Annotated in this window: 30 protein-coding genes; 11 read left to right on the forward strand and 19 right to left on the reverse strand. The window is 71.9% G+C overall.

All coding sequences use genetic code 11. The features are described 5' to 3' along the window. Window positions 1-217: 217 nt before the first annotated feature. Window positions 218-745 carry a roadblock/LC7 domain-containing protein gene (locus R2740_RS03510; protein ID WP_371301309.1) on the forward strand — a complete coding sequence of 176 codons (528 nt, stop codon included), beginning with the start codon at window positions 218-220 and terminating at the stop codon, window positions 743-745. A gap of 73 nt (window positions 746-818) precedes the next feature. On the opposite strand, the gene R2740_RS03515 is transcribed toward R2740_RS03510, so the two are convergent. The 7 genes from R2740_RS03515 to R2740_RS03545 form a co-directional block, all read right to left on the reverse strand. Next, the gene (locus R2740_RS03515; protein ID WP_371301310.1) at window positions 819-1,628 is read right to left on the reverse strand and encodes an ABC transporter permease; all 810 of its coding nucleotides are present in this window, start codon (window positions 1,626-1,628) and stop codon (window positions 819-821) included. Next, window positions 1,628-2,479, reverse strand: a complete 852-nt coding sequence (locus tag R2740_RS03520; protein WP_371301311.1) for an ABC transporter permease — start codon at window positions 2,477-2,479, stop codon at window positions 1,628-1,630. Before R2740_RS03520 ends, R2740_RS03515 begins: the two co-directional genes overlap by 1 nt. Before the next feature lie 23 nt (window positions 2,480-2,502). Next, window positions 2,503-3,729, reverse strand: a complete 1,227-nt coding sequence (locus R2740_RS03525; protein WP_371301312.1) for an ABC transporter substrate-binding protein — start codon at window positions 3,727-3,729, stop codon at window positions 2,503-2,505. Window positions 3,730-3,779: 50 nt separating this feature from the next. Then, the gene (locus tag R2740_RS03530) at window positions 3,780-4,907 is read right to left on the reverse strand and encodes an ABC transporter ATP-binding protein (protein ID WP_371301313.1); all 1,128 of its coding nucleotides are present in this window, start codon (window positions 4,905-4,907) and stop codon (window positions 3,780-3,782) included. 252 nt (window positions 4,908-5,159) lie between these two features. After that, entirely contained in the window at window positions 5,160-6,101 is a 942-nt protein-coding gene (locus R2740_RS03535) for a TIGR03619 family F420-dependent LLM class oxidoreductase (RefSeq protein WP_371301314.1), read from the reverse strand. Between the two features lie 92 nt (window positions 6,102-6,193). Beyond that, window positions 6,194-7,264 carry an APC family permease gene (locus R2740_RS03540; protein ID WP_371301644.1) on the reverse strand — a complete coding sequence of 357 codons (1,071 nt, stop codon included), beginning with the start codon at window positions 7,262-7,264 and terminating at the stop codon, window positions 6,194-6,196. Next, window positions 7,204-7,731, reverse strand: coding sequence for a hypothetical protein (locus tag R2740_RS03545; RefSeq protein WP_371301315.1), 528 nt, complete (start codon window positions 7,729-7,731; stop codon window positions 7,204-7,206). The genes R2740_RS03540 and R2740_RS03545 overlap by 61 nt, the downstream gene beginning before the upstream one ends. A 255-nt stretch (window positions 7,732-7,986) precedes the next feature. Here R2740_RS03545 and R2740_RS03550 point away from each other — a divergent pair, with 255 nt between their 5' ends. From R2740_RS03550 to R2740_RS03565, 4 genes are read left to right on the forward strand one after another with little or no spacing between them, the layout of a single operon-like run. Further along, window positions 7,987-9,495: an aldehyde dehydrogenase gene (locus R2740_RS03550; protein ID WP_371301316.1), complete on the forward strand. Its 1,509-nt coding sequence runs from the start codon at window positions 7,987-7,989 to the stop codon at window positions 9,493-9,495. 2 nt (window positions 9,496-9,497) lie between these two features. Then, complete coding sequence (locus R2740_RS03555; protein ID WP_371301317.1) at window positions 9,498-10,454, forward strand: catechol 1,2-dioxygenase; 957 nt, start codon at window positions 9,498-9,500, stop codon at window positions 10,452-10,454. A gap of 43 nt (window positions 10,455-10,497) precedes the next feature. Beyond that, the gene (locus R2740_RS03560) at window positions 10,498-11,358 is read left to right on the forward strand and encodes a fumarylacetoacetate hydrolase family protein (RefSeq protein WP_371301318.1); all 861 of its coding nucleotides are present in this window, start codon (window positions 10,498-10,500) and stop codon (window positions 11,356-11,358) included. A gap of 1 nt (window position 11,359) precedes the next feature. Further along, window positions 11,360-12,088, forward strand: coding sequence for a gamma-glutamyl-gamma-aminobutyrate hydrolase family protein (locus R2740_RS03565; protein WP_371301319.1), 729 nt, complete (start codon window positions 11,360-11,362; stop codon window positions 12,086-12,088). Between the two features lie 34 nt (window positions 12,089-12,122). Here the strand turns inward: R2740_RS03565 and R2740_RS03570 are convergent, their stop codons facing one another. Beyond that, window positions 12,123-12,563: a hypothetical protein gene (locus R2740_RS03570; RefSeq protein WP_371301320.1), complete on the reverse strand. Its 441-nt coding sequence runs from the start codon at window positions 12,561-12,563 to the stop codon at window positions 12,123-12,125. Between the two features lie 155 nt (window positions 12,564-12,718). Between R2740_RS03570 and R2740_RS03575 the strand changes: the two genes are divergently transcribed. After that, window positions 12,719-13,969, forward strand: coding sequence for a DUF3422 family protein (locus tag R2740_RS03575; protein ID WP_371301321.1), 1,251 nt, complete (start codon window positions 12,719-12,721; stop codon window positions 13,967-13,969). A 168-nt stretch (window positions 13,970-14,137) separates the two neighbouring features. Here R2740_RS03575 and R2740_RS03580 read toward each other — a convergent pair whose 3' ends face one another. The 4 genes from R2740_RS03580 to R2740_RS03595 all read right to left on the reverse strand — a co-directional run bounded on the left by R2740_RS03580 (window position 14,138) and on the right by R2740_RS03595 (window position 16,385). Beyond that, window positions 14,138-14,578, reverse strand: coding sequence for a hypothetical protein (locus R2740_RS03580; protein ID WP_371301322.1), 441 nt, complete (start codon window positions 14,576-14,578; stop codon window positions 14,138-14,140). Further along, on the reverse strand, window positions 14,524-14,877 hold the full coding sequence (locus R2740_RS03585; RefSeq protein ID WP_371301323.1) for a hypothetical protein: 354 nt from the start codon (window positions 14,875-14,877) through the stop codon (window positions 14,524-14,526). The genes R2740_RS03580 and R2740_RS03585 overlap by 55 nt, the downstream gene beginning before the upstream one ends. A 619-nt stretch (window positions 14,878-15,496) precedes the next feature. Continuing rightward, window positions 15,497-15,985 carry a TetR/AcrR family transcriptional regulator gene (locus R2740_RS03590; protein ID WP_371301324.1) on the reverse strand — a complete coding sequence of 163 codons (489 nt, stop codon included), beginning with the start codon at window positions 15,983-15,985 and terminating at the stop codon, window positions 15,497-15,499. A 100-nt stretch (window positions 15,986-16,085) separates the two neighbouring features. Continuing rightward, entirely contained in the window at window positions 16,086-16,385 is a 300-nt protein-coding gene (locus tag R2740_RS03595) for a hypothetical protein (RefSeq protein ID WP_371301325.1), read from the reverse strand. Window positions 16,386-16,606: 221 nt separating this feature from the next. Between R2740_RS03595 and R2740_RS03600 the strand changes: the two genes are divergently transcribed. Next, a complete protein-coding gene (locus R2740_RS03600; RefSeq protein WP_371301326.1) occupies window positions 16,607-17,896 on the forward strand; it encodes an aspartate aminotransferase family protein in 1,290 nt (429 codons plus the stop codon). A gap of 22 nt (window positions 17,897-17,918) precedes the next feature. After that, a complete protein-coding gene (locus tag R2740_RS03605) occupies window positions 17,919-18,425 on the forward strand; it encodes a DUF664 domain-containing protein (RefSeq protein ID WP_371301327.1) in 507 nt (168 codons plus the stop codon). Between the two features lie 8 nt (window positions 18,426-18,433). On the opposite strand, the gene R2740_RS03610 is transcribed toward R2740_RS03605, so the two are convergent. Genes R2740_RS03610 through R2740_RS03620 form a run of 3 tightly spaced genes read right to left on the reverse strand, consistent with a single transcriptional unit; the run spans window position 18,434 to window position 20,081 of the window. Beyond that, a complete protein-coding gene (locus R2740_RS03610) occupies window positions 18,434-19,162 on the reverse strand; it encodes a sodium:calcium antiporter (RefSeq protein ID WP_371301645.1) in 729 nt (242 codons plus the stop codon). A 2-nt stretch (window positions 19,163-19,164) separates the two neighbouring features. Beyond that, complete coding sequence (locus R2740_RS03615) at window positions 19,165-19,416, reverse strand: hypothetical protein (protein ID WP_371301328.1); 252 nt, start codon at window positions 19,414-19,416, stop codon at window positions 19,165-19,167. Between the two features lie 50 nt (window positions 19,417-19,466). Further along, complete coding sequence (locus R2740_RS03620) at window positions 19,467-20,081, reverse strand: hypothetical protein (protein WP_371301329.1); 615 nt, start codon at window positions 20,079-20,081, stop codon at window positions 19,467-19,469. A gap of 142 nt (window positions 20,082-20,223) precedes the next feature. Here R2740_RS03620 and R2740_RS03625 point away from each other — a divergent pair, with 142 nt between their 5' ends. Further along, window positions 20,224-21,234, forward strand: coding sequence for an aldo/keto reductase family protein (locus R2740_RS03625; RefSeq protein ID WP_371301330.1), 1,011 nt, complete (start codon window positions 20,224-20,226; stop codon window positions 21,232-21,234). 30 nt (window positions 21,235-21,264) lie between these two features. On the opposite strand, the gene R2740_RS03630 is transcribed toward R2740_RS03625, so the two are convergent. The 4 genes from R2740_RS03630 to R2740_RS03645 form a co-directional block, all read right to left on the reverse strand. Further along, the gene (locus tag R2740_RS03630; protein WP_371301331.1) at window positions 21,265-22,152 is read right to left on the reverse strand and encodes an alpha/beta fold hydrolase; all 888 of its coding nucleotides are present in this window, start codon (window positions 22,150-22,152) and stop codon (window positions 21,265-21,267) included. A 27-nt stretch (window positions 22,153-22,179) separates the two neighbouring features. Beyond that, window positions 22,180-22,767, reverse strand: coding sequence for a TetR/AcrR family transcriptional regulator (locus R2740_RS03635; protein WP_371301332.1), 588 nt, complete (start codon window positions 22,765-22,767; stop codon window positions 22,180-22,182). A gap of 61 nt (window positions 22,768-22,828) precedes the next feature. Beyond that, the gene (locus R2740_RS03640; protein WP_371301333.1) at window positions 22,829-24,598 is read right to left on the reverse strand and encodes a sensor histidine kinase; all 1,770 of its coding nucleotides are present in this window, start codon (window positions 24,596-24,598) and stop codon (window positions 22,829-22,831) included. Window positions 24,599-24,615: 17 nt separating this feature from the next. Next, on the reverse strand, window positions 24,616-25,293 hold the full coding sequence (locus tag R2740_RS03645; protein WP_371301334.1) for a response regulator: 678 nt from the start codon (window positions 25,291-25,293) through the stop codon (window positions 24,616-24,618). A 153-nt stretch (window positions 25,294-25,446) separates the two neighbouring features. On the opposite strand from R2740_RS03645, the gene R2740_RS03650 reads away from it, so the two are divergent. After that, window positions 25,447-25,848, forward strand: coding sequence for a hypothetical protein (locus R2740_RS03650; RefSeq protein ID WP_371301335.1), 402 nt, complete (start codon window positions 25,447-25,449; stop codon window positions 25,846-25,848). A gap of 134 nt (window positions 25,849-25,982) precedes the next feature. Beyond that, the gene (locus R2740_RS03655) at window positions 25,983-26,705 is read left to right on the forward strand and encodes a hypothetical protein (RefSeq protein WP_371301336.1); all 723 of its coding nucleotides are present in this window, start codon (window positions 25,983-25,985) and stop codon (window positions 26,703-26,705) included. The last annotated feature ends 21 nt before the right edge of the window (window positions 26,706-26,726 follow it).

Here is a 26,726-nt window from a genome sequence, read left to right on the forward strand (position 1 = left end):
CCCCCGCTTCACGTGCCACCGCCCGGCGGACTAGACACCTGGCGGGCGCCGGGCGCGCTGACGGGGCGCATCTGCGGATTCGCCCGCGGCCGGGTCGGGCCGCCCCTAGGCTGGCGCGACCAGTGCAGAGCCATGCCACGAGGAGATCTGTGTCGTCGCTGCGAGTCCCGACGGGTCCGCGCCGGGTGACCACCGGGTCAACCCGCGAGGGATGTCGATGAGCACCTCTGCGCTCGGGGGCGAGCAGCCGGTCGTCGTACCCCTGCATGCGCACGAGCGGCACGCTCCCGGCGAGGAGCTCGACACGACCATCACCGGCTCGGCCGCCGCGGGCTCGTGGGAGGACTGGGCGGTCGAGGTCGCGGACCGTGCGCTGCCCACGCTGGACGAGCTCGACGCGGCGCTGCCCGGAGTGGAGTCGGCGCTGGTGTCGACCGCAGACGGCTTCGGGCTGTGCGCGATCGGGCTCGACGACGACGAGGCCCGCCGGCTCGCCTCGATGGTCAGCTCGATGACCTCGCTCGCCTCGGCCGCCACCGACCCGGCTGCGGGCGGCTCCGAGGACGGCGACACCTCCCTCGCGCTGGTCACGCTGGTGCACGGCAAGAGCATCACGGTGGTCCTGCCCGTCCGGCTCGAGCACGACGACCTCCTGCTGTCGGTCACCGTCTCCGGCCCCACGTTGGGGTCGCTGATCTACCAGGCCGAGCTGACCAGCGACCGGATCCGCGCCGCGCTGCGCTGACCTCGCCGTCTGCGACGCGTGGGCGCCCGTCTGCGACGCGTCGCCGCCCCGTCTGCGACGCCTCGGCTGCCCGTCAGCGGGAGCTGGTGATCCCCTCGTCGGCGCCGCCGAGCCTCTGGGCGAGCCAGATGGGGACCACCGAGAGCAGGATCAGCACGGCCGCGACGACGGTGACGATCGGCCCCTGGTTGGGGCGGAAGAGGTTCTGGAAGATCCAGATCGGCAGGGTCTGGATGCCGGCGCCGGCGGTGAACGTCGTCACGATGATCTCGTCGAAGCTGAGCGCGAAGGACAGCAGCGCCCCGGCGAGCAGCGCCGAGCGCATCATCGGGAAGGTGATGGTCGCGAAGGTCCGGACCGGGCCGGCGCCGAGGTCCATCGACGCCTCCTCCAGCGAGCTGCCCAGGCGGCGCAGCCGGGCGATCGAGTTGTTGAAGACGGTCACGATGCAGAACGTCGCGTGCGCGATGACCAGCGTCAGGAAGCCCAGCGGGATGTCGAGGATGGTCTGGAAGGCGTTGGACAGCGCGATGCCGGTCACCACGCCGGGCAGCGCGATCGGCAGGATGATCAGCAGCGACACGGTGTCGCGACCGAAGAAGCGATAGCGCGAGAGGGCCATCGCCGCCATCGTGCCGAGCACGAGCGCGACCGCGGTGGCGACCACCGCCACCTGCACCGACACCCAGACCGCGTCGCGCGCCGCCTGGGAGTGCCACGCCGCCACCCACCACTCGGTGGTGAACCCGTCGGGCGGCCAGGCGAACGAGCGGGAGGTGTTGAAGGAGTTGACGACCACCAGTGCCAGCGGGGCATAGACGAACACCAGCACCAGGGCGCTGAGCACCCCGAGCAGGCGGCGGGACCCGGACGACGGGCCCATCAGACGTTCTCCAACGCGCCGGTGCGCCGCACCAGGGCCAGGTAGACCAGCATCACGACGACGGGGATCATCGAGACCGCGGCCGCCAGCGGCTTGTTGTTGGCGGTGAGGAAGGTGTCGTAGACGACGTTGCCCAGCATCTGGGTGGTGCCGCCGACGATCTTGACCGCGATGTAGTCGCCCATCGTCAGTGAGAACGTGAAGATCGACCCGGCCACCAGGGCCGGGAACAGCGCCGGGAGCACCACCCGGCGGATCGTCAGCCACGGCCCGGCGCCGAGGTCGGCGGACGCCTCGAGCAGCGAGTCGGGGATCCGCTCGAGGCCGGCGTACAACGGCAGGATCATGTAGGGCAGCCACAGGTAGGCCAGCGTGATCACCGTGGCGGGCAGGCCGTAGCCCGGCCCGCTCATCCCGAACGGCGCCAACGCCCAGTCGATCGGGCCGGTGCTGGAGAACATCGCGCGCCAGGCGTAGGCCTTGACGAGGTAGGACGCCCACAGCGGCGTCAGCACCGCGATGACCAGGATGCGCTGCCAGCGCACACTGGCCACCTTCGCCATGAACAGCGCGATCGGGAAGGCCAGCAGAGCATCGATCAGGGTCACCAGCGCCGCCACCCCGAGGGTGCGCAGCGTGACGGCGCGATAGACGGGGACGGTGACGACGTCCTTGAGGTTGTCGAGGTTCCACTCGATGCGCACCTGGCCGGTGAAGTCGTCGACCGTCCAGAGCGAGGTGATGAACAGCGCCGCGAGGGCGCCGAGGTAGGCCACCCCCAGCCACAGCATGGGGGGCGTGAGCAGCCCCGCCAGCCGCAGCCGGGGGTGGCGGTGGAGGAATCCCGACATCGGTGACCGGTTCCGGGCCTCGGTCAGCCCTTGATCTCGGTCCAGGCCTGCGTCCAGTCGGAGTACGTCGTGCACTCCACGTCGGTCCTGCCGTCCAGGCACTCCGAGATCGGGGTGGTCCAGTAGTAGATCTGGTCGGCGAACGCCTCGTCACCGGCGTGGTACTCGTCGCAGAAGCCTTCGGTGGCGATGTCGCACGCCTTGGCGTTGGCGGGAGCCTCACCGAACCACTCGGCGACCGAGTCGTTGGCCTCCGGGCTGATGATGTGGTTCATCCACGCGTAGGCGCAGTTGGGGTGCTCGGCCTTGCTGCTGATCATCCAGGTGTCGGACCAGCCGGTCGCGCCCTCTTCGGGCAGGATCGCCTTGACCGGCGCCTTCTCGGCCTGGGCCAGGCTGACGATGATCTGCCAGGTGGTGCCGAGCACGGAGTCGCCGCTCTTGAACGCCGAGATCTCCTTGGTGTAGTCGGACCAGTACTCCCCGACCACGGTCTTCTGCTTCTTCAGCAGGTCGACCGCGGCGGCCAGCTGGTCGGCGTCGAGCGCGTAGGGGTCGGTGATGCCCAGGTCGGGCTGGGTCTTCATCAGGTAGAGAGCCGCGTCGGCGATGTAGATCGGGCTGTCGTAGGCCGTGACCTTGCCGGCGTAGGGCGAGTTCTCGTCGAACACCACGCCCCAGGAGGTGGGGGCGGGCTTGACGATGTCGGTGCGCCACATCAGCAGGTTGGCGCCGTAGCCGTGCGGGATGCCGTACATCTGGCCGTTGACGGAGTTCCAGTCACGGTCCTTGAGGAAGTCCCACACGTCGGCGTAGTTGGGCACCAGGTCGGTGTTGACCGGGGCCACGTCGCCGGCCGCGATCAGCCGCAGCGAGGCGTCGCCGGAGGCCGAGACCACGTCGTACTGGCCGGACTTCATCAGCTCGACCGCCTCGTCGGAGGTGGCGAAGGTCTTCACGTTGGCCTTGCACCCGGTCTCCTTCTCGAACGGGTGCACCCAGTCGTAGTTCTTGTCGGAGGAGCCGTCCTCCGCGTAGCCGGGCCAGGCCAGGATGTTGATCGCGCCCTCGTTGTCGCCCAGCGCGTCGGCCATCGGGATGTCGGGCACCTGGAACCCCTGGGGTGCGCTGGAGCCGCCGTCACTCGGGGTGTCGGTGCCGCCGCCCCCGGACTCCGCGCCGCAGGCAGCCACGGACAGCGCGAGCGCGGCCGTGCCGGCCAGCACCCGGAACCGTCGGTTGATCCTCATCTGTTTCTCCTTCGTGGTTGCGTGCCTGGCCCGGCGTCGGGCGTCCAGGCTCAGGGGGTGGTTGCTCCGTCGGCCGCCGGGTCCGCTGAGCCCGGGTCCGAGGCGGTGGGGGTGAGCGTGATGACGTGCTCGTCGGCCCAGCCCAGGTCGACGCGCTGGCCGCGCTGGCTGAGCGCCTGGTCGGCGCTGCCGTGGAGGTTCTGGCGCAGCACCGTGAGATGCCCGCCGCCGTCGAGGTCGACGCCGAAGTGGGTGACCGAGCCGAGGTAGGCGACCTCGGAGACCGTGCCGCTGGCCCGCGGCGGCTCGTCGGCGGCGGCGCCGTGGGCCGTCATGTGGATCTTCTCGGGGCGGATGCTGACGTGCCCGTCGCGGCCGAAGACCGCCCGGGCGGCCTCGCCCTTCAACAGGTTGGAGGTGCCGACGAAGCCGGCCACGAAGTCGGTGGCCGGGTGCTCGTAGAGCTCGGCGGGGGCGGCGACCTGCTGGATCTGCCCTTCGTTGAAGACCGCGATCCGGTCGCTCATCGTGAGCGCCTCCTCCTGGTCGTGGGTCACGAAACAGAAGGTGATGCCGACGTCGCGCTGGATCTGCTTCAGCTCGATCTGCATCTCCCGGCGCAGCTTGAGGTCCAGGGCGCCGAGCGGCTCGTCGAGCAGCAGCACCCGGGGCCGGTTGACCAACGCCCGGGCCAGGGCGACGCGCTGCCGCTGGCCGCCGGAGAGCTGGCTCGGCCGCCGGTCGGCGTACCCGGAGAGGCGGACGGTGTCGAGCGCCTCGAGCGCGCGCTCGCGGCGCTCCTTCTTGGCGATCTTCTTGACCCGCAGGCCGTACTCCACGTTGGCGAGCACGTCCATGTGCGGGAACAGGGCGTAGTCCTGGAAGACGGTGTTGACGTCGCGGGCGTACGGCGGTCGGCCGGTGACGTCCTCGCCGCCGAGCAGCACCCGGCCGCTCGTCGGCTCCTCGAAGCCGGCGACCATCCGCAGCACCGTGGTCTTGCCCGAGCCCGACGGGCCGAGCATCGAGAAGAACTCGCCGTCGGCGATGGTCAGGTCGACCCCGTCGACCGCCACCACGTCGCCGAACCGCTTGGACACGCCGGACAGCTCGACCGCGGGCGTGGTCGCGCCGGTGTCCTTCGCGTTGCCCAGGTCGGTGGGGGCGGCGTGCGTCATCGGTGCCTGTGCCTGTTCGTCGGTGCCTGCCGGGAGCCTCGCCCGGACGGGGCCGGCGGGCCATGTTGCTGAAACGCTGCCCGCCGACTGGTCCCGACGATCCACGCACCCTATCCGCGCGGATTCCGGCGGGACAACGGCTCCACGCCGCCGAATTCGTTGCAGTTGTGTAAACGTCGGGGCGTCGCAGATGGGGCGGTGAGGCGTCGCAGACGGTGGGGCGAGGCGTCGCAGACGGTGGGGTGAGGATGGTCAGTGAGGGTCGGCCATCGCCTCGGCCCGGCGGATGACGTCGGCGCAGAAGCGCTCCAGGTCGGCGACGTGGTCGACGTACTGCGACGGCTTGAGCGCGAACGTGGTGAAGCCGGCCTCGAGCTGGGCCGGGATGGCGGCCATCGCGCGGCCGAGATCGGCGGGGGAGTGGTCGTCGGGGAAGACGGCCCGGGTCCCGCCGACCATCTCCAGCTCGGCGAGGTCGCGGCCCGCCGCGGAGAACGCCTCGCCGAGCGTCCGCATGTCCTCGTCGCTGGGCGCTCCGAGGGGATGGAAGCCGTGGCCGTGGCGGACCAGGCGCCGGAGCAGGGCGCCGTGTAGCCGCTGCCCGCCGAACCACAACCGCGGGCCGTCCGGGTGGAAGGCGCGCGGCTCGAGGGTGACATCGCGGAAGGAGAAGTAGCGCCCTTCGAACGACAAGGGCCCGGGCTGCCAGGCGAGGCGCATGATCTCCAGCTGCTCGTCGAGGATCTTGCCGCGCTCGGCGAACGGCACCCCCAGGGCGGCGTACTCGTCGCGGCTCCAGCTGACGGTCGGCTGCACCACCAGCCGACCGCCGCTGAGCAGGTCCAGGGTTCCGAGCTCGCGTGCCAGCAGCAGCGGATGCCGCAGCGGGGCCAACACGGCGGCCGCGACGAGACGCAGCCGCGTGGTGACCGCCGAGATCGCCGAGAGGAGCATCAGGGAGTTCGGCCACGGAGTGTCCGGCTCCTGGTTGCCGGGCAGGGCGTACATCCGCGGGTTGCTCATCAGGCCCTGGTCGCTGGCGTCGGGCCCGAGGACGACGTGTTCGCTGATCATCACGCCGTCGAAGCCGGCATCCTCGGCGACCCTGGCCCATCGGACCAGCTCGGGCAGGTCCGGTCGAGGGCCCATGGTCCAGTTCTCGCTCAGCATCAGGACCATGCGGGGCGTGGCCATCGCGTGCTTCCTCCTTGTGTTGACCCGGCAGAAGTTCAGGCGCAGGAGTGCGAGGTTCTGCCGGGTCAACCCGAGGTTCTGCCGGGTCGAGGTCAGGTGACCAGGTCGGCGACGGCGTCCTCGTTCTCGTCCGAGCGGCGCACGGCGCCGATGATGGTGCCGATCACGAAGGCGATGAACGGGGACAGGACCAGGACCCAGCCCAAGGTGTTGAGGCCGAAGGTCTGGACGGTCGGGTCGACGTCAGGCTGCGTGGTGCCGGCGAGCAGTCCGAACCGCGACATCACGAGGTAGGCCCCCGCGACGAGGAAGAGGGCTGAGAGCGCGGGCGCGATCAGCGTGTTCCAGACCCGGGTGTCCTCGCGGGTGCGCCGGAAGTAGGCGATCACCGCCAGGGAGACCAGGACCTCCACCACGACGATGGCCAACACCGCCACCGCGCTGAACCAGAGGAACATGTTGCCCACCGGGTCCTTGTCCGTCGCGGCGAACCAGGTGATCACTGCGCCCGACACGGCCGACGTCGCGAGCGCGCCGACCAACGGCGACCCCTGCTTGTTCACGTGGTCGAGTGCCCGGGGCAGCACACCCGCCCGGCCCATGGAGTAGAAGTAGCGAGCGGCGGAGTTCTGGAAGGCCAGCAGCCCGGCGAACAGGCTGGAGAGGACCAGCCAGCTCATGGTGGTGGCCAGCCAGCCGCCGACGTACTCGCTGGCGACCGAGAAGAGCACCTCCTCGGGGGCGCCGAGGTCCTCACCCGCGTGGGCGACCACCTGGTCGATCACCTGGCTGCTGCCCAGCGCGCTCACCATGGCGAAGGAGGTGATCGCGAACAAGGCGGCGATCAGGCCCACCGCGGTGTAGGTCGCGATCGGCACGGCCCGCTTCGGGTCCTTGGTCTCCTCGGCATAGATCGCGGTGGCCTCGAAGCCGATGTAGGACGCGAAGGCGAAGGCCAGCGCGATGCCGGCGCCGCCGCCGAACCCGCCGGCGAAGATGCTGCTGGGAGAGAAGGACGCGGCGAGGTCGAAGCCCTCGGGCCCGCCACCCTTGAAGAGCACGGCCAGCGCCGTGACCGCCAGGGAGGTGACCTCGAGGAGCATCAGCACACCCAGCACCTTGGCGCCGATGTCGACCTGCAGGATCGAGAGCAGGGTGACGATCGCCCAGGCGAAGAAGCACCAGGCCCCACCACGCGAAGTCGGTGCCGAGCTTGGCGTTGAGCTGTCCCTCGGCGACGGCGCCGAAGAAGCCGAAGATGGCCAGCTGGATGGTGATGTACGGCGAGCAGCGACACGAACGCCGAACCGACGCCCGGCACCAGCCCGAGACCGCGGCCGACGTAGGCGAAGAACGCGCCGGCGTTGCTGACCTTCTCGCTCATCGCGGCGTAGCCGACGCTGAAGAGCAGCAGCACCAGCCCGACGACGAGGTAGGCCCCAGGGGCGCCGGCGCCGTTGCCGAGGACGATCGCGACGGGGACGGCACCGGTCATGCCGACCAGCGGCGCCGCGGCGGCGACGACGAAGAAGACGACGCCGGCGATGCCGAGCTTGTTCTTGGCGAGCTTCTCGCCGGGCAGCAGCTCGTGGGGCTCGGGATGGGACGTCGTGGGCTCAGAGTTGCTCATGCGCTCTCTCCGGGTTGCGGTGGACTCGGTGTGCGTCGCTCCGAGACGACGCGGAGACGGTGTGCGCCAGGTCACACGTATTCCGTTCGGGTCCGTACGATAGGGCCCAAACAATCTCGGCCACAAGGACCCGGCCCGACATTCGGGCAGCCTTGACCCGGTCGGTCAGGTCCCCCTACGTTGGGCAAATACGTTTGGACCCGAACGATCTAGCCGCCATGGCCACGAGCGGTACGCCGACCGAGAGGACCTGCGATGACCCAGCACGCCCCCGGCGCGTCCTCCGCCGCCGACGCCTCGGGCGACGTGGCCGTCGTCGAGGGCGTCGAGGTCGACACCCGGCACTGGATCGGCGGCCGGCGGGTCTCCTCCGCCACCACCTTCGACGACCTGTCGCCGATCGACGAGAGCGTCATCGCGCGGGTGCATGCTGGCGGCGCGGACGAGGTGAACCTGGCGGTGACTGCCGCCCGCGCCGCCTTCCCCGCCTGGGCCGCGCTGCCGGTGGCCGAGCGCTCGGCGATCCTGCGGCGCGTCGCCGACGGAGTCGAGGCCCGGGTCGAGGAGCTCTCGCGGGTGGAGACCCGCGACAACGGCTCGCTGATCCGCTCGCACCGACGTGGCGTGATGCCGCGGGTGGCGATGAACTTCCGCTTCTTCGCCGACTATGCCGAGGAGCAGCTGGGCCACCCCGACATGGAGGTGCGCGGTCATCGTGAGCGGGTGACCTACGACCCCGCCGGCGTGGTCGCGATCATCACCCCGTGGAACGCCCCGCTGATGCTGGCCACCTGGCGGATCGGGCCGGCGCTGGCCGCGGGCAACACCGTGGTCCTCAAACCCCCGGAGTGGGCGCCGCTGACCGCGAGCCTGCTGGCCGACATCATGGCCGAGGCCGGGGTGCCCGACGGTGTCTTCAACGTCGTGCAGGGGCTCGGCGCCGACGCGGGTGCGCCGCTCACCGCGCACCCGGGCCTGAGCCGACTCGCCTTCACCGGGTCGGTCCCGACGGCCAGCCTGGTCGCGGCGGCGGCCGCGCGCAACGTCGTACCCCTCAGCTTCGAGCTCGGCGGCAAGTCGCCCTACGTCGTCTTCGGTGACGCCGACCTCGACCTGGCCGTCGACCTGGCCGTCGAGCAGTTCGACAACGCCGGCCCGGGCTGTCTCAAGGCGGCCCGGATGCTCGTCCACTCGAGCCTCGTGGAGGAGTTCACCGAGCGTGTCGTCGCGAAGGCCTCCCGGCTCACGCAGGGCGACCCGCGCGACGACGACACCGACGTCGCGGCGCTGATCCACCGCCGCCAGTTCGACCAGATGGTCGGCTTCGTCGAGCGGGCGAAGGCCGACGGCGCCCGGGTGCTGCTCGGCGGCGGACCCAACGCCGACCTGGGTGGCCTCTACTTCCAGCCCACGATCATCGTCGACGCGCCGCCCGGCTCGGAGATCCTGACCGAGGAGGTGTTCGGCCCGATCACCACGATCGAGTCGTTCGACTCCGAGGAGGAGGCGGTGGCCCTGGCCAACGACACCCGCTTCGGACTGGCCGCGACCCTCGCCACCGGCAACCCCGACCGCGCCGAACGGGTCTCCGCGGCGCTCGATGCCGGCACCGTCTGGGTCAACTGCTTCTTCGTGCGCGACCTGGGTGCCCCCTTCGGCGGCAACGGCCGGTCGGGGATCGGCCGTGAGGGCGGCATCTGGAGCTTCGACTTCTACACCGACATCAAGAACAGCGTCTTCAGCCCCACCGGCTGGAAGGAGTGACCATGGGTGAGGTGGTGGGCGCCGGCGTCCTGGCGCACGTCCCGACGATCATGCTGCCCGAGGAGACCCGGCGCGAGCTCAACAACGGACCGGACTTCACCCTGGTCGACGCGCTGCACCAGCTGCGTCGCGACGTCTTCGAGACCGTCGACTACGACACGGTCGTGGTGCTCGACTCCCACTGGTTCACCACCGTGGAGTTCGTCGTGACCGCACAGGACCGCCGCGCCGGACTGTTCACGGCCGAGGAGCTGCCGCGCGGCATGTGCCGCATCCCCTACGACTGGGTCGGCGATCCGGAGCTCGCGTGGGCGATGGACCGGCTCGACGCCCGGCACTCCACCTGGGTGACGGCGATCGACGACCCCTACCTGCCGATGTACTACGCCACCCTCAACCTCTGGAAGTTCCTCGGCGAGGGGCTCGACAAGAGGTGGATCTCGGTCAGCGTCGCGCAGACCGGTGAGCTCGAGGACTTCCTTCGCGCCGGCCGGGTGCTGGGCGACGCCATCGCCGAGACCGACCGCAAGGTGCTGGTGCTCGCGTCGGGAGCGCTGTCCCACACCTTCTGGAAGCTGCGCCAGCTGCGCGACCACGAAGCCGCCGGCGTCGAGCACATTCGCACCCCCGAGGCCTACGCCGCCGACATGGAACGGATCGCCTGGTTCAAGGAGGGCGACCACGCCACGGTGCTCGAGACGATGCCGGCGTTCATGCCCTACCGGCCCGAGGCGATGTTCGCCCACTACCTCATGCTCGCCGGCGCGTTGGGTGAGGACGCCAACACCTCCCGCGCCCGGCAGTACGGCGACTACGAGAACTCCATCGGCACCGGCCAGGTGCACCTGTGGTTCGATCGGCCCGAGGGAGGGTTCCCGCGCCCGCGGGCCACGCCCGAGGACCCGGAGTACCTCCGCCAGATGGGCAACCCCGGCGCCGACGTCCCGGCCGCCGGCTGACCCCCGCCACGACCGAGAGCCCCGGACACCGAGAGAGAGCGCGATGCGAGAGACACGACGGATCCTGCTGGACGGCTACCCCGTCGACGTGGTGCGCGACGGCGACGACCTGGTGGCCGGCGACGGCCGGGTCACCGCGATCGCCGACGCCGTCCACCTGCCGCCGGTGACGCCGTCGAAGATCATCTGCGTGCACCTCAACTACCGCTCGCGCGTCGACGAGATGATGACCAAGCTGCCTCCGGCGCCGACGTACTTCCACAAGCCGGTGTCGGCGCTCAACTCCCACGACGCCGCCGTGGTGCGCCCCGAGCTGTGCAAGTGGCTCAACTACGAGGGCGAGATCGCCATCGTGATCGGCCGCACCTGCCGCAACGTCTCGCCCGAGGAGGCCGGTGACTACATCCGCGGCTACACCGTCGCCAACGACTACGGTCTGCACGACTTCCGCGACACCGACTCCGGCTCGATGCTGCGCGTCAAGGGCTCCGACACCCTGTGCCCGGTCGGCCCGGGCGTGGTCGAGGGCTGGGACTTCCGTGGCAAGCGGCTCCGCACGATCGTCAACGGCGAGGTGAAGCAGGACGCGACGACCGACGAGATGGAGTGGGACATGCACTATCTCGTCGCCGACATCGCGAGGACGATCACGCTGCAGCCGGGCGACCTGCTGCTGTCGGGCACGCCGGCCATCTCGCGCACCGTCTATCCCGGCGACGTCGTCGAGGTCGAGGTCGAGGGGCTCGGCACGCTGCGCAACCACATCGTCACCGGCCCGACGCCGATCCGTGACGACGTGGGCGCCCAGCCGACCGAGACCGAAGAGGTGCTCTCCACCGCCCAGGGCGGCGACTGGGAGTTCCGCGGCATCCGGCCGCCCAAGCCTCCCGCCTCGGAGATCTGAGGTGGCCCCGGGGGAGCGGCGTCCGCTGATCGCCATCCCGTCGCGGTTCTCGCAGAGCGCGTCGGCGCTGCGACACCGGGCCGAGGTCGGCTCGCACAACCTGGTCACCGCGGTCTTCGCCGCCGGCGGCGAGCCGCTGCTCGTGCACCCGCACGCTCCAGGCGGCGCGGTGTCCGACGACGAGGTCTCGGCAAGGCTGGCCTGGGCCGACGGCATCCTGCTGCCCGGCGGCGGCGACCTCTCGGGCCGCTGGTCGGCGCAGGGGCACCACCACACGCTCTACGACGTCGACGAGGAGCAGGACGCCTTCGACCTGGCGGTCGCGCGGGTCGCCCTGGCGCGGCGCATCCCGTTGCTCACCATCTGCCGGGGCACCCAGGTGCTCAACGTCGCGCTCGGCGGCACGCTGGTGCAGGACATGGACGAGCACGACAGCGAGCTCGCCCACCACCGCAACCACGTCCACCACGTCACCGTCGACCACCGGACCCGGGCGGCGCAGGTGGTCGGCGAGTCGGTCGAGGTCTCCTGCTACCACCACCAGTGCCTCGCCGACCTGGGCGAGGGCCTGGTCGTCACCGCGCGCTCGGAGGAGGGCGTGATCGAGGCGGTCGAGCTGCCGGCGTACGACGGGTGGTACCTCGGCGTCCAGTGGCATCCCGAGGACACCTGGCAGACCGAGCCCAAGCAGCTCGACGTGGTCCGCGCCCTGGTCGACGCCGCCCGCTGAGCGCGAGCGACGCCGACCTTGCTCCGGCGGGCCGTCAGCCGGCCGCGTCGCCGAAGCGCTCCGCGGCGTCGAGCAGCGTGGCCTGCAGCTCGGGGTTGTGGTCGAACCGGCCGGCCAGCGCCGCGGCCTGCAACGCGGCCCCGGTGAACACCGCACGGTCGTCCCACCACGGCGGCCGCGGGGGCTTCGGCCACCACTTCCGCCAGCCGGTGCCGCAGATGTCGTCGACCTCCTCCATGAACGCGCCGCCGACGTCGCCGCCGCGTCCGCCGACGACGATGATCGCCGCCTCGAGCGCGTCGGCGACCAGCTGGGCGCCCACCTCGGCCTCCCCGGGAGGGATCGGCTGCGGGTTGAGGCTGACCTTCTCGCCGGCCTGCTCCGCGAAGCGCCGGCTTCCGACATAGCGCGGGATCAGGGCGTCCCACGCCTGCGGGTTGATCTTGGCCACCAGGGCCAGGAACTCACGGTTCACTGTCTGTACCTCCGTCCTCGGTCCGCGCGAGGTGCGCGGGCATCCGACCTAGAGGACCGAGGTCCTGGCCTCTCGGATACGCCGAGGGCCGAGGCGACCTGGCTCGGTCCGGCACTGGCGTTCTGGGTGCCGACCCCGCCTGGGAGGATGCAGTCATGACAGCGTCCGTGGGGAGCGAGCCGCTCGAGGCGCTGGAGCTCCGCCGCTCACTGGTGGCCGACCTCCATGCGCGTCCGGCGCCCCGGCTGCGGGCGCCCGCCACGGTGGCCTTCGCCGCGTTCCTGCCGGCCGCGGGCGCCGCCGGTCGCGACCGCGCCCACGACCGGGAGATCGCCGAGCAGGTCGAGGCCGAGGTCTCCGTGGAGGAGCACCACGAGTTCGCGTCGTTCACCGCGGTCGTCCCGGGCGCGCAGGACACGCTGTTCGACCCCGCCCGGGTGCCGTTGACGCCGGAGTGGGCCGCCGCGGTCGGCGGTCCGCGCGCGGTGGCGGTGCTCGTCGAGGTGGTGCCGATGCCGGCCGACGACGCGGCCGTGGTCGCCCTCGCCAAGCAGCACCTCGACTCCACCGACCTGCTCATCTCCCAGGTGCAGGAGCAGCAGATCACCGTGGCCACCGACTTCCGGATCGACGGCCAGGGCTGCCTGCGGTTCCTGGTGATGGCAAGCCCGGAGATGGGGCCCGGGCGCACCGGCCGGGTGGTCCGCCGGCTGATCGAGATCGAGACCTACCGAGCGCTCTCGATGCTCACGCTGGAGTCCGCGGGGACGATCGGGTCCCGGCTGGGTGAGCTGGAGCCGCGACTGCTCGACCTGGCCGAGCGGATCGACGACGAGTCCCACTCGACGGAGGACACCCTCCACGAGCTGCTGCGGGTCAGCGCCCAGCTGGAGGAGCTGGCCAGCCGGCACGACTTCCGGTTCGCCGCGGCCCGCGCCTACGAGGCGATCGTGGCCGACCGCCTGGCCGCCCTGGGGGAGACCCGGTTCGGCGGCCGGCAGCTGCTGCGCGAGTTCCTCGCGCTGCGCTACACGCCCGCGATGCGGACCGTGGCCTCCACCGAACGACGGCTCGCCCGGGTGATCGAACGGGCCGGTCGTGCCGGCGACCTGCTGCGGGCTCGGGTCGACGTGGCCCGCTCGGCCCAGAACGCCCAGCTGCTGGAGAGCCTCGACCGTCGTTCGGAGGCGCAGCTGCGCCTGCAGCACGCGGTCGAGGGACTATCGGTGGTGGCGGTGAGCTACTACGCTGTCGGGCTGCTGGGCTACGTGCTGGCTCCGGTGGCGCACTGGGCCGACATCGACAAGGAGTACCTCCAGGCCGCGGCGATCCCGGTCGTGCTGCTCTTCGTCTGGCTCGGCGTACGCCGGGTGCGCCACGGGCTCCACGGACCCACCCGATCCTGAGACCGGAGACAAGGACAGGAGGACCGGGAATGGACATGACGGAGCACCTCATCCGCTATGGCGGCGGTTTCGGACCGCGGGTGATCGAGCGCGCCGCCGGGGCCTATGTCTACGACACCGAGGGCCGCGCCATCCTCGACTTCACCTCGGGGCAGATGAGCGCGGTGCTCACCGCGGTGCCGACCAGCGCCGCGACGTCGTGCCGGGCGTCGCCGCGGACGACCAGGGCCAGCTCGACGCGACGGTCGCGCACCACGAACTGGTACTGCACCACGTCGGGGTAGGCGGCCAGCGGCGCGCGCAGCTGGTGGGGTGCACCCGCACGTCGCCGTTCCGGCCGGGCAGTCGGAGGATCTCGCCGGTGCGTCCGCCCACGGCGGCGATGCGCTGCCAGGGCATCCCGGCCGGGTTGGGGCCGTCGGCCATGGTCACCGAGTCGGTCAGCTCGTAGCGGATCAGTGGCTGGGTCAGGTTGGCCAGGTTGGTGAGCAGCAGGCGGTGCCCGGGGGTGCCGGCCGGCACCGGAGCGCCGTGCTCGTCGACGACCTCGATGATCACCATGTCCTCGGCGACGTGCAGGCCGACGCCGAGCGGACAGCTGAGGGCCACCGGACACGCCTCGGTGGTGACGTAGGCGTTCCGGGGCGGACGCCCCAGGCGTCGTGGATCCGCTCGGCGTGGTCGGCGGTCTGTACCTCCGACCCGGTGCCGACGACGGTGGGTGAGATCCGCAGCCGGCCGGCCTGCTGCTCGGCGGCGAGCAGCGCGATGTTGGTGGGGTAGCCGAGCAGCGCCTCGGGCTGGAACTCGTTGAGCGCGGCCACCGCCTCGGCCACCGGGTGGTCCGAGATGTCCGGCGGCTGGACGGCGGCGCCGGCGTGCATGCCGGCGAAGATGCGTCGCGACATGAACAGCGGGCTGGTGACCCCACCCCGACCAGCCGGAGGCCGGGTCGGGCGCCGAGCCGCATCATGCCGCGGAGCGTGGTCGCCAGCGCCAGCCGGAGCTCGTCGGGGCGGTAGGCGAACACCCCACGGGCGCCGGTGGTGCCGGAGGTGGCGAAGACCTCGAACCCGTCCGCGAACGGCGTGTGTCCGTCGGGCCCGGCCAGGTGGGCGTCGATGGCGTCGATGCGCAGCCGCGGGTCGGTCACGACGTCGTCGTAGTGGTCCATCATCGTCGCCTTGGTCAGCACCGGCAGGTCCTGCAGGGGACGGTCGGCGGCGTCGGCGCCCAGCGCCTCGCGATAGTACGGCGACCGCTCGACGGCGTGCTGGACGAGCGAGCGCAGCGCCGCGCGCTGGTGGCCCTCCACCTCCGCCCGGGTCCACCGGTCGCGGGCGGCGAGCTCCCCGACCAGGGAGGTGAGCGGGTTGGTGACGGTGGTCATCGCGACTCCTTCAGGCCCATCAGGTAGGCGGTGAACATGTCGACGAAGGCCTCCTCCGCGATGCCCCCGGGCTCGAGCAGCCGCTCGAGCCGGACTCCCCGCGACAGCGCCGCCGCCGCGGGCCACCTCCGTCGGCGTCAGCCGGGCCGGACCCCGTGGCGCTCGCACACGCCCCGCACCAGGTCGGCGATCCACTCGATCTGGCGTGCCTGCAGGGCGCGCGCCCGCTCCCGCAGCTCGGGCCGCGACGCGGCGTAGGTCCAGAACTCCACGGTCAGCGGCGTCATCCCGGGCTCCCGCTCGCCGGCCCGGTGCAGGTCGCGAGCGGCGGCTCGGACGGCCTCCTCGAAGGTGGCGCCCTCGGCCATCCGGTGCCGCTGGGACTGCGCCCGGTCGACCAGGTGCTCGTCGAGCATGGCGAGGAACAGGTCGTCCTTGCCGCCGAAGTTCGAGTAGAGCGCGCCCGTGGTGTAGCCCGCCCGCCGGGCGATCTCGCCGACCGAGGCGTCGTGGAAGCCGCGCTCGAGGAAGCACTCGCGGGCGGCCGCAAGCAGGGCGGCGCGCGTCCGGGCCTGGGTCTCGACCCTGCTGGGTGGGTGGTCGGTGCCGGTCGCGTCGCGCTTCACGGATAACACTGTTATGCAAATAACGACGCTATGTCAAGGGTCGCGACCGGCCACCCGCCGACCGGCCGACGCGGTCGCCCGACGCCGGCCGGTGTCCCGCTCAGACGGTCGACCAGATGTCGTCGTGGACGGAGCCGGCGATGAAGTTGGTGGACCCGTTGGCCACCAGCTCGAGGTACTTCTCGTCCGCCATCAGGGTGCCCATCATCGCCTCGAGCCCGGCGAGGTTGTCGTACTGCGCCGCCCAGCCGACCCGGTTGGGGTTGCCTCCCACGGGCACGGCGACGGTGACCTCCGTGCCGGTCAGCTCCTTGATGTAGGCGGCGATCTCCTGGGCGAACATCATCGACTCCCGGATCTTGCCGGGGGCGATGCTGGCACTCCGGTAGAACGCGATCATGGCGGTTTCCACTCGGCCGGACTCGCGCGTGGTGCCCCGAGCGCATCGCGCCTGACAAATCTCCACCGTCCCACGGCCGTCCGTCGTCGTCGACATGGCCCGATGGGGCTATCGCCGCGGTCCGCCGCCCGGCCGGCGCGGACACCGGCCCGCCGCGGGTCCCGGCAGGAGAGAATGGGCGGACCGGGGGCTCCGAGGACGAAGGACGGCGCAGGATGGACATGACGGAGCACCTCATCCGCTACGGCGGCGGTTTCGGACCGCGGGTGATCGAGCGCGCCGCCGGCGCCTATGTCTACGACACCGAGGGCCGCGCCATCCTCGACTTCACCTCGGGGCAGATGAGCGCGGTGCTCGGCCACGCCCATCCCGACATCGTGGCCACCGTCTCGCGCCAGGTGGCCGAGCTCGACCACCTGTTCAGCGGCATGGTGAGCCCGCCGCTGCTGGAGCTCGGCGGGCGGCTGGCCGAGACGCTGCCACCGCAGCTGAGCAAGATGATGCTGCTGACCACGGGCGCGGAGTCCAACGAGGCGGCGATCAAGCTCGCCAAGCTCTTCACCGGCGGCTTCGAGATCGTGTCCTTCGACCGGTCCTGGCACGGGATGACGGCGGGCGCCTCGGCGGCGACGTACTCCGCCGGCCGCAGGGGCTACGGACCGGCGATCCCGGGCAACCTCGTGCTGCCCACCCCGCACGCCTACCGGTCGCCGTTCCGGCATCCCGACGGGAGCTATGACTGGGAGGCCGAGCTCGACTACGGCTTCGGGCTGGTCGACCAGCAGTCGTCGGGCAGCCTCGCGGCATGCCTGGTGGAGCCGATCCTCAGCTCCGGCGGCATCGTCGACCTGCCGCTCGGCTACCTCGCCCGCCTGCGTGAGCACTGCGACCGGCGGGGCATGCTGCTGATCCTCGACGAGGCGCAGACCGGCCTCGGCCGCACCGGCACGATGTACGCCTTCGAGCGCGACGGCGTCGCCCCCGACATCCTCACGCTCTCCAAGACGCTCGGCGCCGGGCTTCCCGTGGCCGCCACGATCACCACCCCCGAGATCGAGCAGGCCTGCTTCGACCGCGGCTTCCTGTTCTTCACCACGCACGTGTCCGACCCGCTCGCGGCGGCCGTCGGGCTCACGGTGCTCGACGTGATCCGGCGCGACGACCTGGTGGCCCGCGCGGCCAAGCTCGGCGCCCTGCTGCGCGAGCGCCTGGAGGCCCTGGAGTCGTCGTACGACGTCGTCGGCGACGTCCGCGGTCGCGGGCTGCTGCAGGGCCTGGAGCTGGTCACCGACAAGGCGTCCAAGACCCCTGCCGACGGACTGGGGCAGGAGATCACCCGGCGCTGCCTGGAGGCGGGCCTCCACCTCAACATCGTGCAGCTGCCCGGCATGGGCGGCATCTTCCGGCTCGCCCCGCCGCTGACGATCGGCGAGGACGAGCTGCACGCCGGCCTGGACATCCTCGACGCGGCGATCGGCGGCGCGCTCGGCGGGGCGTCGACCCGGGCGTGAGCGCGCAGGGTTGACTGGGGTCATGGATGACCACGGGGGAACCGCCGACACCACCAAGGACGAGCTGCTCGGCTGGCTCGACGCCAAGCGGCGGCACATCGCCACCCAGGTCGAGGCGATGCCGCCCGAGGCGCGGGCGCGCTCGTTCGTGCCGTCGGGCTGGACGCCGCGCGGCCTGGTCCGGCACCTGACGCTCGACGTCGAGCGCTTCTGGCTGCGCGCGGTCGTGGCGGGGGAGTCCGTCGACCTGCCGACCGGCTACGACGGCTGGCTGGCGCCCGAGGACCAGTCGGACGACGAGCTGCTGGCGGCCTATGCCGCCGAGTGCGCGCTCGGCAACGACGCCCTGGCCGACCTCGACCTCGACGCCGCGCCCCGCTGGTGGTTCGACGACTCGCCGATGTACTCCACGGTGCGCGAGGTGCTGCTGCACGTGCTGGTGGAGACCGCCACGCACGCCGGCCATCTCGACGTCAGCCGCGAGCTCGCCGACGGTGGTCAGCGGCTGGTGCTCGACACTCCGGACTGACCTCCCGCTCAGGTCAGGAACGGCAGCAGGATGACGTAGCTGCCGATCAGCAGCGTCCCCTCGGAGCGCGTGACCAGGCGGCTGGTGAACAGGAACACCAGTGCCAGCAGGGAGGTCGCGACCATCGCGCCGACCCCGACGACGGCCAGGTTGTCGGCGCCCTCCGGTCCTGGAGCCAGCAGGGCGACGGTGCCGCCGACCGCGAGGGAGTTGAACATGTTGGAGCCGAGCAGGTTGCCGACCAGCAGATCGGTGCGGCCCTGGGAGGCGGCCTGCGTGGAGGTCACGATCTCGGGCAGGGAGGTGCCGATCGCGACGATCGTCATGCCGACGAAGCCACCGGACAGGCCGAAGTCGCCGGCGACGCCGATCGCGCCGTAGACCAGGACCTGGGCGGCGAGCACCACCCCGAGCATCCCCAGCACGGTCTGCCACACGGGACTGCGGGCCTCGGCGCTGCGCTCGGGCGCGTTGTCGGCGGCCTGCTCGGTGAAGCTGTCGGGGCGGTCGCGGCCGGTGAGCAGGATGATCGCGAGGACGCCGACCAGGACGGCGAGCAGGATCAGCCCCTCGGTCGAGCTCAGCCCGTCGTGGACGAACCAGCCGAACAGCGCCGTGGCGCCGATGCCGAGCGGGACCTCGCGTCGGATGGTGCCCGCGTCGACGGTGATCCCGGTGGCCACCAGTGCGGCGATCCCGAGCACCAGGGTGAGGGCCGGAGCGGCGTACGACGTCACGGTCAACGGCGATCCGCAGCCCCGTTGGAGCCGATGATGTTGCCGAGCGCGATGTCGGCCCCGCCCTCCGCCGCCGCGATGCCCGACACGACCAGCTCGGGGGCCGACGTACCGAACCCGATGACGACGGCCCCGACGACCACGGCCGGCAGCCCCCACCGCAGCGACAGCGCCGCCGCGCCGGCGACGAACGCGTCGGCGGCCTTCGCGAGCACCACGACGCCGGCCGCGATCGCCAGCAGGTGCAGGAGCATGCCTGAGGGTACTGGCCCCCGGCCGCGGGGAGGGTCGCGTGGCGGCGGCGTCAGGCGCGCGGCGGCTGCTGGGTGACCACGATGCCGGGCGAGCGCAGGGTGACCTCGTGCACGACGAAGTCGTAGACGCCCTGCCGCAGCTCCACCATCGCCGTGAAGGGGTCGCTGCTGTCGTGCGTGAACGACACGTCGATGGTGCGGGCGGTCGGACTGCTTACCGGGATCTGCGCCTGGGTGTCGCCGACGAAGACGACGATGGTGCCGGTGCGGCCGGCGTAGGGCCAGACCTCGACGTCGAGCGTCAGCACCCGGGCGCCGGCGGCGACGCCGGAGAAGATCGCGTTGACCGTGGGGTGGTCGTTGTCGAAGGTCGCCGGGAGCCGCCACCAGATCTGGTCGTTGCCGGCCGACCAGTCGCCGGCATAGGCGTCGAGGTAGCCCTCGGGGGAGGCCTGGTAGGGGTACTTCGGGCTGAGCCGGTGGCTGGGAGTGCCGAGCAGGTCGATCGGGAAGCCCCGCCGCTGCAGCCGGGAGGCCCGCTCGGAGGCGGTCGGTGCCGCCGAGCCCGGCGTGCTGACCACCGAGCCGGTCGCGAGGTCCACCACGTCGTGCACGTGTGCGTCGATCGGCGGGCGGGACGCCTCGTGCGCGCTGGTCGGGTCCATGGCGAGACCTCCGGGAGGAAGGGCTCCCGGGGCGGATCAGGATGCGCCCGGGTCGGGTCCAGAGTACGTCGGGGGGTGCGACGGGCTCGTCCGACCCGGTCCCTCTCGCGATCGCTCAGGGGGTGGGTCCTACGGTGGCGACATGGAGTTTCGATACCTCGGCAACAGTGGACTCAAGATCAGCGAGATCACCTACGGCAACTGGCTCACCCACGGGTCGCAGGTCGAGAACGACGCGGCGACGGCGTGTGTCCGCGCGGCGCTCGACCACGGCATCAGCACCTTCGACACCGCCGACGTCTATGCCAACACCGTGGCGGAGAGCGTGCTCGGCGAGGCGCTGAAGGGGGAGCGGCGCGAGAGCCTGGAGATCTTCACCAAGGTCTACTGGCCCACCGGGCCGAAGGGCAAGAACGACACCGGGCTGTCCCGCAAGCACATCATGGAGTCGATCAACGGCTCGCTGACCCGGCTGCAGACCGACTACGTCGACCTCTACCAGGCGCACCGCTTCGACACCGAGACGCCGCTGGAGGAGACGATGCAGGCCTTCGCCGACGTCGTCCGCCAGGGCAAGGCGCTCTACATCGGCGTCAGCGAGTGGACGGCCGACCAGATCCGCGCCAGCCACGAGCTGGCGACCGAGCTCGGCGTCCAGCTGATCTCCAGCCAGCCGCAGTACTCCATGCTCTGGCGGGTCATCGAGGGCCAGGTCGTGCCCGCCTGTGAAGAGCTCGGCATCAGCCAGATCGTGTGGAGCCCGATCGCCCAGGGCGTGCTGACCGGGAAGTACCAGCCCGGTCAGGCACCGCCCGCTGGCTCGCGCGCCACCGACGAGAAGGGCGGCGCCGACATGATCAGCCGGTTCATGCGCGACGACATCCTCGAGCGTGTGCAGCGGCTGCGCCCGATCGCCGACGAGGCCGGCCTCACGATGGCCCAGCTCGCCGTCGCCTGGGTGCTGCAGAACGACAACGTCGCCGCAGCCCTCGTTGGCGCCTCCCGACCCGAGCAGGTCGAGGAGAACGTCAAGGCCGCCGGCGTCCGGCTCGAGGCCGAGGCCATGAAGGCGATCGACGAGGCGCTCGGCGACGTGGTGGTGAGCGACCCGGGCATGACCGCGCAGAACTCACCGAGGAAGCGGGCCGTCTGAGGAGGACTCCTCGTCGGGTCTCGTGCGTCGTCAGGCGGTCCGATCGCGCCGTTCGTCGGTATCGGTCACGAACGCCACGACGGTGCGTACGACGGCGGGATCGCTCAGCAGACGACGGTGGCCGAGGCCGTCGGTCGTGACCAGGTGGGCGTCGACCGCGTCGGCGAGCTCGACGGCGTCGGCGTAGGGCGTCTGCCGGTCGCCGCGGTCCGCGACGACCAGCGTGGCCACCGGGTCGAGGTGGCCGGCCTGCGTCACGGCGTCGAAGTCGCGGCCGGGGATGCCCGTGAGTGCCTCGACCTGACGGTCGAACGCGCGACGGGTGCGCGGGCCGAAGCCCAGTGCGGCCTGGAAGCCGTCGAAGAGCGACTGCGCGTGCACCATCGGAGCGAGGAGCACGAGCCGCCGGGTGCCGAGCCACCCGAAGCGCAGCGCGAGGTAGGTCGCGATGGTCCCCAGGGAGTGCGCGACGACGGCCTCGGCCGGGCCGTAGCGCAGGAAGGCGGCGTCGAGGGCGCGGGCGAACTCGATGCCGTGCGTGCGCCCCGGTCCGGCGGGGCCGTGGTCGGAGTCCCCGTGGGACGGCGCGTCGATCATCACCACCCGATGGCCGGTCGCCACGAGCGGCTCCACCAGCGCGGCGAACTGGGTGCCCCGGCCGCCCCAGCCGTGCATCAGGTAGACCGTCGGCCCCTCGCCCCAGGTCCAGCCGCGGACCGCGTGCCCCTGGGCCTCGAGCTCGATGGCCTCGCCGCCGGCGGGACGTGGGAGCTCGCCCATCCGGGGCGGGGCGGTGAACCACAGGTCGCGCGCCAGCCGGCCGGTACGCCACGGCGCGACGTACTCGCCGGAGCGGAAGAGCTGCCGGACTGCGTGGTTCCTAGCACGAACGATCGTGCTTTTCTTTGACCAGGACATGGGTCTCTCTCCTTGGGTTGAGGGGGGTCAGGCGGCGCTGGCCTCGAGCAGCTGCTCGAGGGCGGCACGGGTGAGGTCGAGCGCGCGCGGGTCGCGCAGCAGGCGCGCGCTGTGGTGGTAGGCGTACATCAGGCCCTGCAGGGTGAAGGTGAACTGCTGCAGGTCCAGGTCGGCGCGGAAGTGCCCCTCGCTGACGGCGGTGCCGGCGACGGTGGCGATGAAGTCGGCCCAGTCCTGCTGGTTGCGGACCAGCGCGTCGCGCATCGGACCGGGCTGGTCGTCGTACTCCACCGAGCCGGCGACGAAGACGCACCCGCCTTCCAGGGCCGCGGTCTCCCAGGTGAGCCAGCTCTCGAAGAGCGTCCGGACCCGCTCGACACCGCGCGGCGCGCTGAGCGTCGGCCGGATGACGAGGTCGGTGAACCGCTCGCGACCGCGCTCGAGCGTCTCCAGCTGGAGCGCCTCCTTGGACCTGAAGTGGGCGAACAGCCCGGACTTGCTCATCCCGGTCGACTCGGCGAGCTGGCCGATGGTGAGGCCGTTGAACCCGACGCGCGAGGCGATCCCGACGGCCTCGTCGAGGATCGCCTCCTTGGTCGCCTGGCCCTTGCTCATGACACCAGAATCGTACGATCGTGCTTTTCTGTCAAGTCCGGCGGCCACGGAGGACGGCGTCTCATCGGGACCCGGGACCGCCCGGAGCGGGACCCTCGCCCGGGAGCTCGGCCTGCACCAGCGAGCCACGCTCGCCGCTCGACCAGGTGACCGAGCCGCCCACCTCGGCCGCTCGCTCCCGCATCGAGGAGAGCCCGACGCCGGGCACCCAGGCGGCGGACCCGGCGCCCGGATCGCGGATGGTGACGACCAGACATGCGCCGCGACATCCGATGCGCACGTCGGCTCGGTCGGTGCCGCTGTGCCGGGCTGCGTTGGCGACCGCCTCGGTGGCGATGCGGTAGGCCGCCACCTCGACCGCCGCGGGGAGGGGCGGCAGGTCGGCGGCCTCCAGCAGGACGACCATCGGGCGGCCCGCGGGCGTCGCCATCACGTCGAACTGCTGGCGCAGCGCCCCTTCGAGGCCGAGCTCGTCGAGCGCGGGCGGTCGCATGTCGTAGACCAGCCGGCGTACCTCCCCGACGGCGTCGGCGGCGAACCCTCGCAGTCGACCCAGCAGGGCGTCGGCGGACGCCGGGTCGGAGCCGATCGTGTTGCGCGCGGCCTCGGCGGTGTGCGCGATGCCGGAGAGGGTCGGGCCCAGACCGTCGTGCAGGTCGCGGCGCAGGCGCCGGCGCTCCTCCTCGATCGAGGAGATCGCCGCCTGACGCGACTCGGCCACCTGGGCGGCCAGCGCCCGCGCCCGGATCGTCTGCGCGAGCAACGGGGCCACCAGCCGGAGCACCTGCTCGTCACCGGGGGAGAGCCGGACCGACCCGGGCGGGAGGCCGACCACCATCTCCCCCACCGACTCCTCTCCGAAGCCCAGCGGGATCCGCCGAGGCTCGGTGGAGAGGGTGCCCGAGGTCGCGAGCTCGACGCCGTCGGCCCGGAGACTGGCATAGGGCAACAGCAGGGCCTCGCGGATCGCCCGCAGCGCGAGCACCGGGTCGTCGCCCACCCGACCCGCGACCTCGGTGGCGGCATCGAGCGGATCGCGCCGCTCACCGAAGAGCAGCTCGTCGATGAGCCCCCGGAGCACGGTGCGCAAGGGACCGAACCCCGCGGCGAGCAGGACGGCGAGGAAGGCATAGACGCCGACCCCCTCGCCATCCCAGCCGACGAGCCCCAGCGCCGCCACGGCGGCGAAGTAGACCGACAGATAGGTGAGAGCGGCCACGACGAGCACCACCGCCGCCACGGTGACAGAGCGGGCGTCGCCCACGTCCGGCCGGCGTACGCCGACCGCCATCGCCGGCGGCGCCAGCGACACCAGCGCCGTCGCCAGCAACGCTCCGTCCCGGCCGAGCTGGAGCCCCACCAGACCGGCCAGCGTCCCGGTGATCAGCACCGCCGACACCCACCAGAGCATCGCCTGTCGGTCTGCCTCCTCGCCGGTCTCCAGCACCAGCCAGCAGTGCGCCACCAGGGCGATCGGGGAGATCGTCATGAACGCGGCCGCCAGCTCGGGGCGCAGCGCGGTCGCGGTGCCGACGACGCCCGTGCCGGCCACCACGACCCAGGCGGTGAAGTCCACCGGATGCACGGCGCTGGCCCGCGGGAAGGCCAACACGGCCATCGCACCGGGCAGCAGCAGCGCGCCCGCCAACAGCAGCGTGGCCGTCGGTTCCTCGCCCAGGTGGCGGGCGAGAGCGGACGCCGCCAGCGTGGCCGCGGCGAGGAGCATCAGCAGGCCCGACAGGCGGCTGCGGGTGCGCAGCAGGGCGACGCCGGTGCCGAGCAGCGACGTGCCCGCCACCACGGTCGCCGACATGGCCGACGAGTCGATCATCGGTCAGCCCCGCCCGCTCACGGCGGCGACCCGAGGCCGCGCTCGCGCGCCCGGACGATCGCCTCGGCCCGGCTGGCGACCTGGAGCTTGGCGAAGACGCTGGTGAGGTGGTTGCTCACGGTCTTCGGTGACAGGAACAGCTCGGCGCCGATATCGGCGTTGCGACGGCCGCGGGCGAGCAGGTCGAGGATGTCGCGCTCGCGGTCGGTGAGCTCGGGGAACGGGTACGCCGCCTCGTCGGGCGAGCCGGCCGGCCGGGGCGGCTCGGCGAAGTAGCCGAGCAGGCGGGCGGCCACGCCGGGGCCGAACACCGCTTCGCCGGCGACGACGCTCTGCACGGCCCTGAGGATGTCGGTCTGCTCGGCCTCCTTGAGGAGATAGCCGTGGGCCCCGGCCTTCATGGCGGTGAAGACGGTGCCGTCGTCGTCGTACATCGTCAGGACGAGCACCCGGCACTCCGGGGCCCGCTCCCTGATCCGGCGGGTGGCCTCGACGCCGTCCATCACCGGCATCTTGACGTCCATGAGGACGACGTCGGGGCGCAGGTCGACGGCCGCGTCGACGGCTGCCTGGCCGTCGGCCGCCTCGCCGACCACCTCGAGGCCGGGCAGCGTCTGGAGGAGCGAGACCAGGCCGCCCCGCACCACCGGGTGATCGTCGACCACCAGGATCCGGATCGGGGGGTCGTCGGTCACCCGCCCATCGTGCCAGCCGCGTCGGCCGGTGGCCCGGGACAAACCTCCCGGGGTCGTTCCCCGAACCTGGGAGGATGCCGGGGTGGTTCCTCTCTGGTGACGGGAGCCCGCGGATCGGCAGGGTCGGTCTCACCATCAACCCGAGGAGTTCTCATGGCATCCACCACCGCCACCCCGGTCGCCACCCCGAGCACCAGCGTCCGCGTCGGTCTCGCCCTCTCCGCCCTGATCGGTGCGGCCAACCTGCCCGCGCTCATCCCCGACATCATCGACTGGGGCGAGGCGCCGCCGCCGTTCGGCCTGCTGCTGGTCAACGCCGCCATCGGCCTGGTCTCCGTGGTGTGCGCGTTCCTGGCGTGGAACACCGGCAACCGCCTGGCCATCCGGATCAACGCCGCGGCGCTGATCCTCAACGCGATCATGGTCGTCCCCGGCTTCTTCATCGACACGACCCCCACCGTCACCCTGATCAGCGCGGCGTTCGTGGTCGGCACCGTCGTCGCCGTGGTGCTGATGATGCGCCGTGAGCACACGCCGGTGCGGGTGACCGACTGACGCTCACCGGCAGCGGCTCACCGGCTGCGGCCCGGCGGACCGGGGCTTCCCGGCTCGCCGGGCCGTGCCGGTCGTCGGTGGGCGGCGGCGCGGTCTAGGATCGCTGGACTCCGTGGCCGCAACGAGGGGATGTCATGAGGTCGGGTCGGGTGGCGGTCGGTGCCGTGCTGGTGGTGACGCTCTCCGCGTGCAGCGGGGAGACCTCGTCGACGTCGGACGGCGACCCGTCGACTACCGAGGGATCGGCGGCGGCGGCCGCGCCCTCCGAGGCGTTGCTCAGCGCGGAGCAGCACATGGCGCCGCTCCAGGACGTCACCTATCGCGGCACTTGGGAGGCCACCGACGACGCCGGCCTCTTCGCCGGGCACGAGCTCACCACGACGTTGCGCGTCGCCGACAACGGCTGCGAGATCGTCCGCGAGACCCCCGACGGCCTGCGGATGACCACCCGGATCGTCGACGGCACCGAGTGGTTCAACTGGTCCGACGAGTTCCTCGCCCTGCTCCCGCCCGACCGTCAGGAGGAGTGGAGCGGCCGCTGGGAGTCCGACGCCGCCGACCCCTCCGACGCCTGCGACGTCCGGCGGCTGTCCGACAGCCTCGACCTCGACACCGTCGAGGCGGTGGGGACCACCACGATCGCGGGGCGCCCCGCGCAGGAGTACGTCGCCACCGCGGCCCAGCCCCAACCCGAGTCCGACGGGGAGGTCCGGTTCTGGCTCACCACCGACGACGAGCCCATCGTCGTCCAGGTCGGCGGTGGCTACGCCGGACTCCGCGGACCGGTGAGCCTGAAGTCGTCGGACGACGGGCTGACCATCACCAGGCCGCCGCGGAGGCTCTGGGTGCAGCACTGACGCGGGTGGGCCAGGCCGGGC

Source organism: Nocardioides sp., from assembly GCF_041393715.1.
GTDB lineage: Bacteria > Actinomycetota > Actinomycetes > Propionibacteriales > Nocardioidaceae > Nocardioides.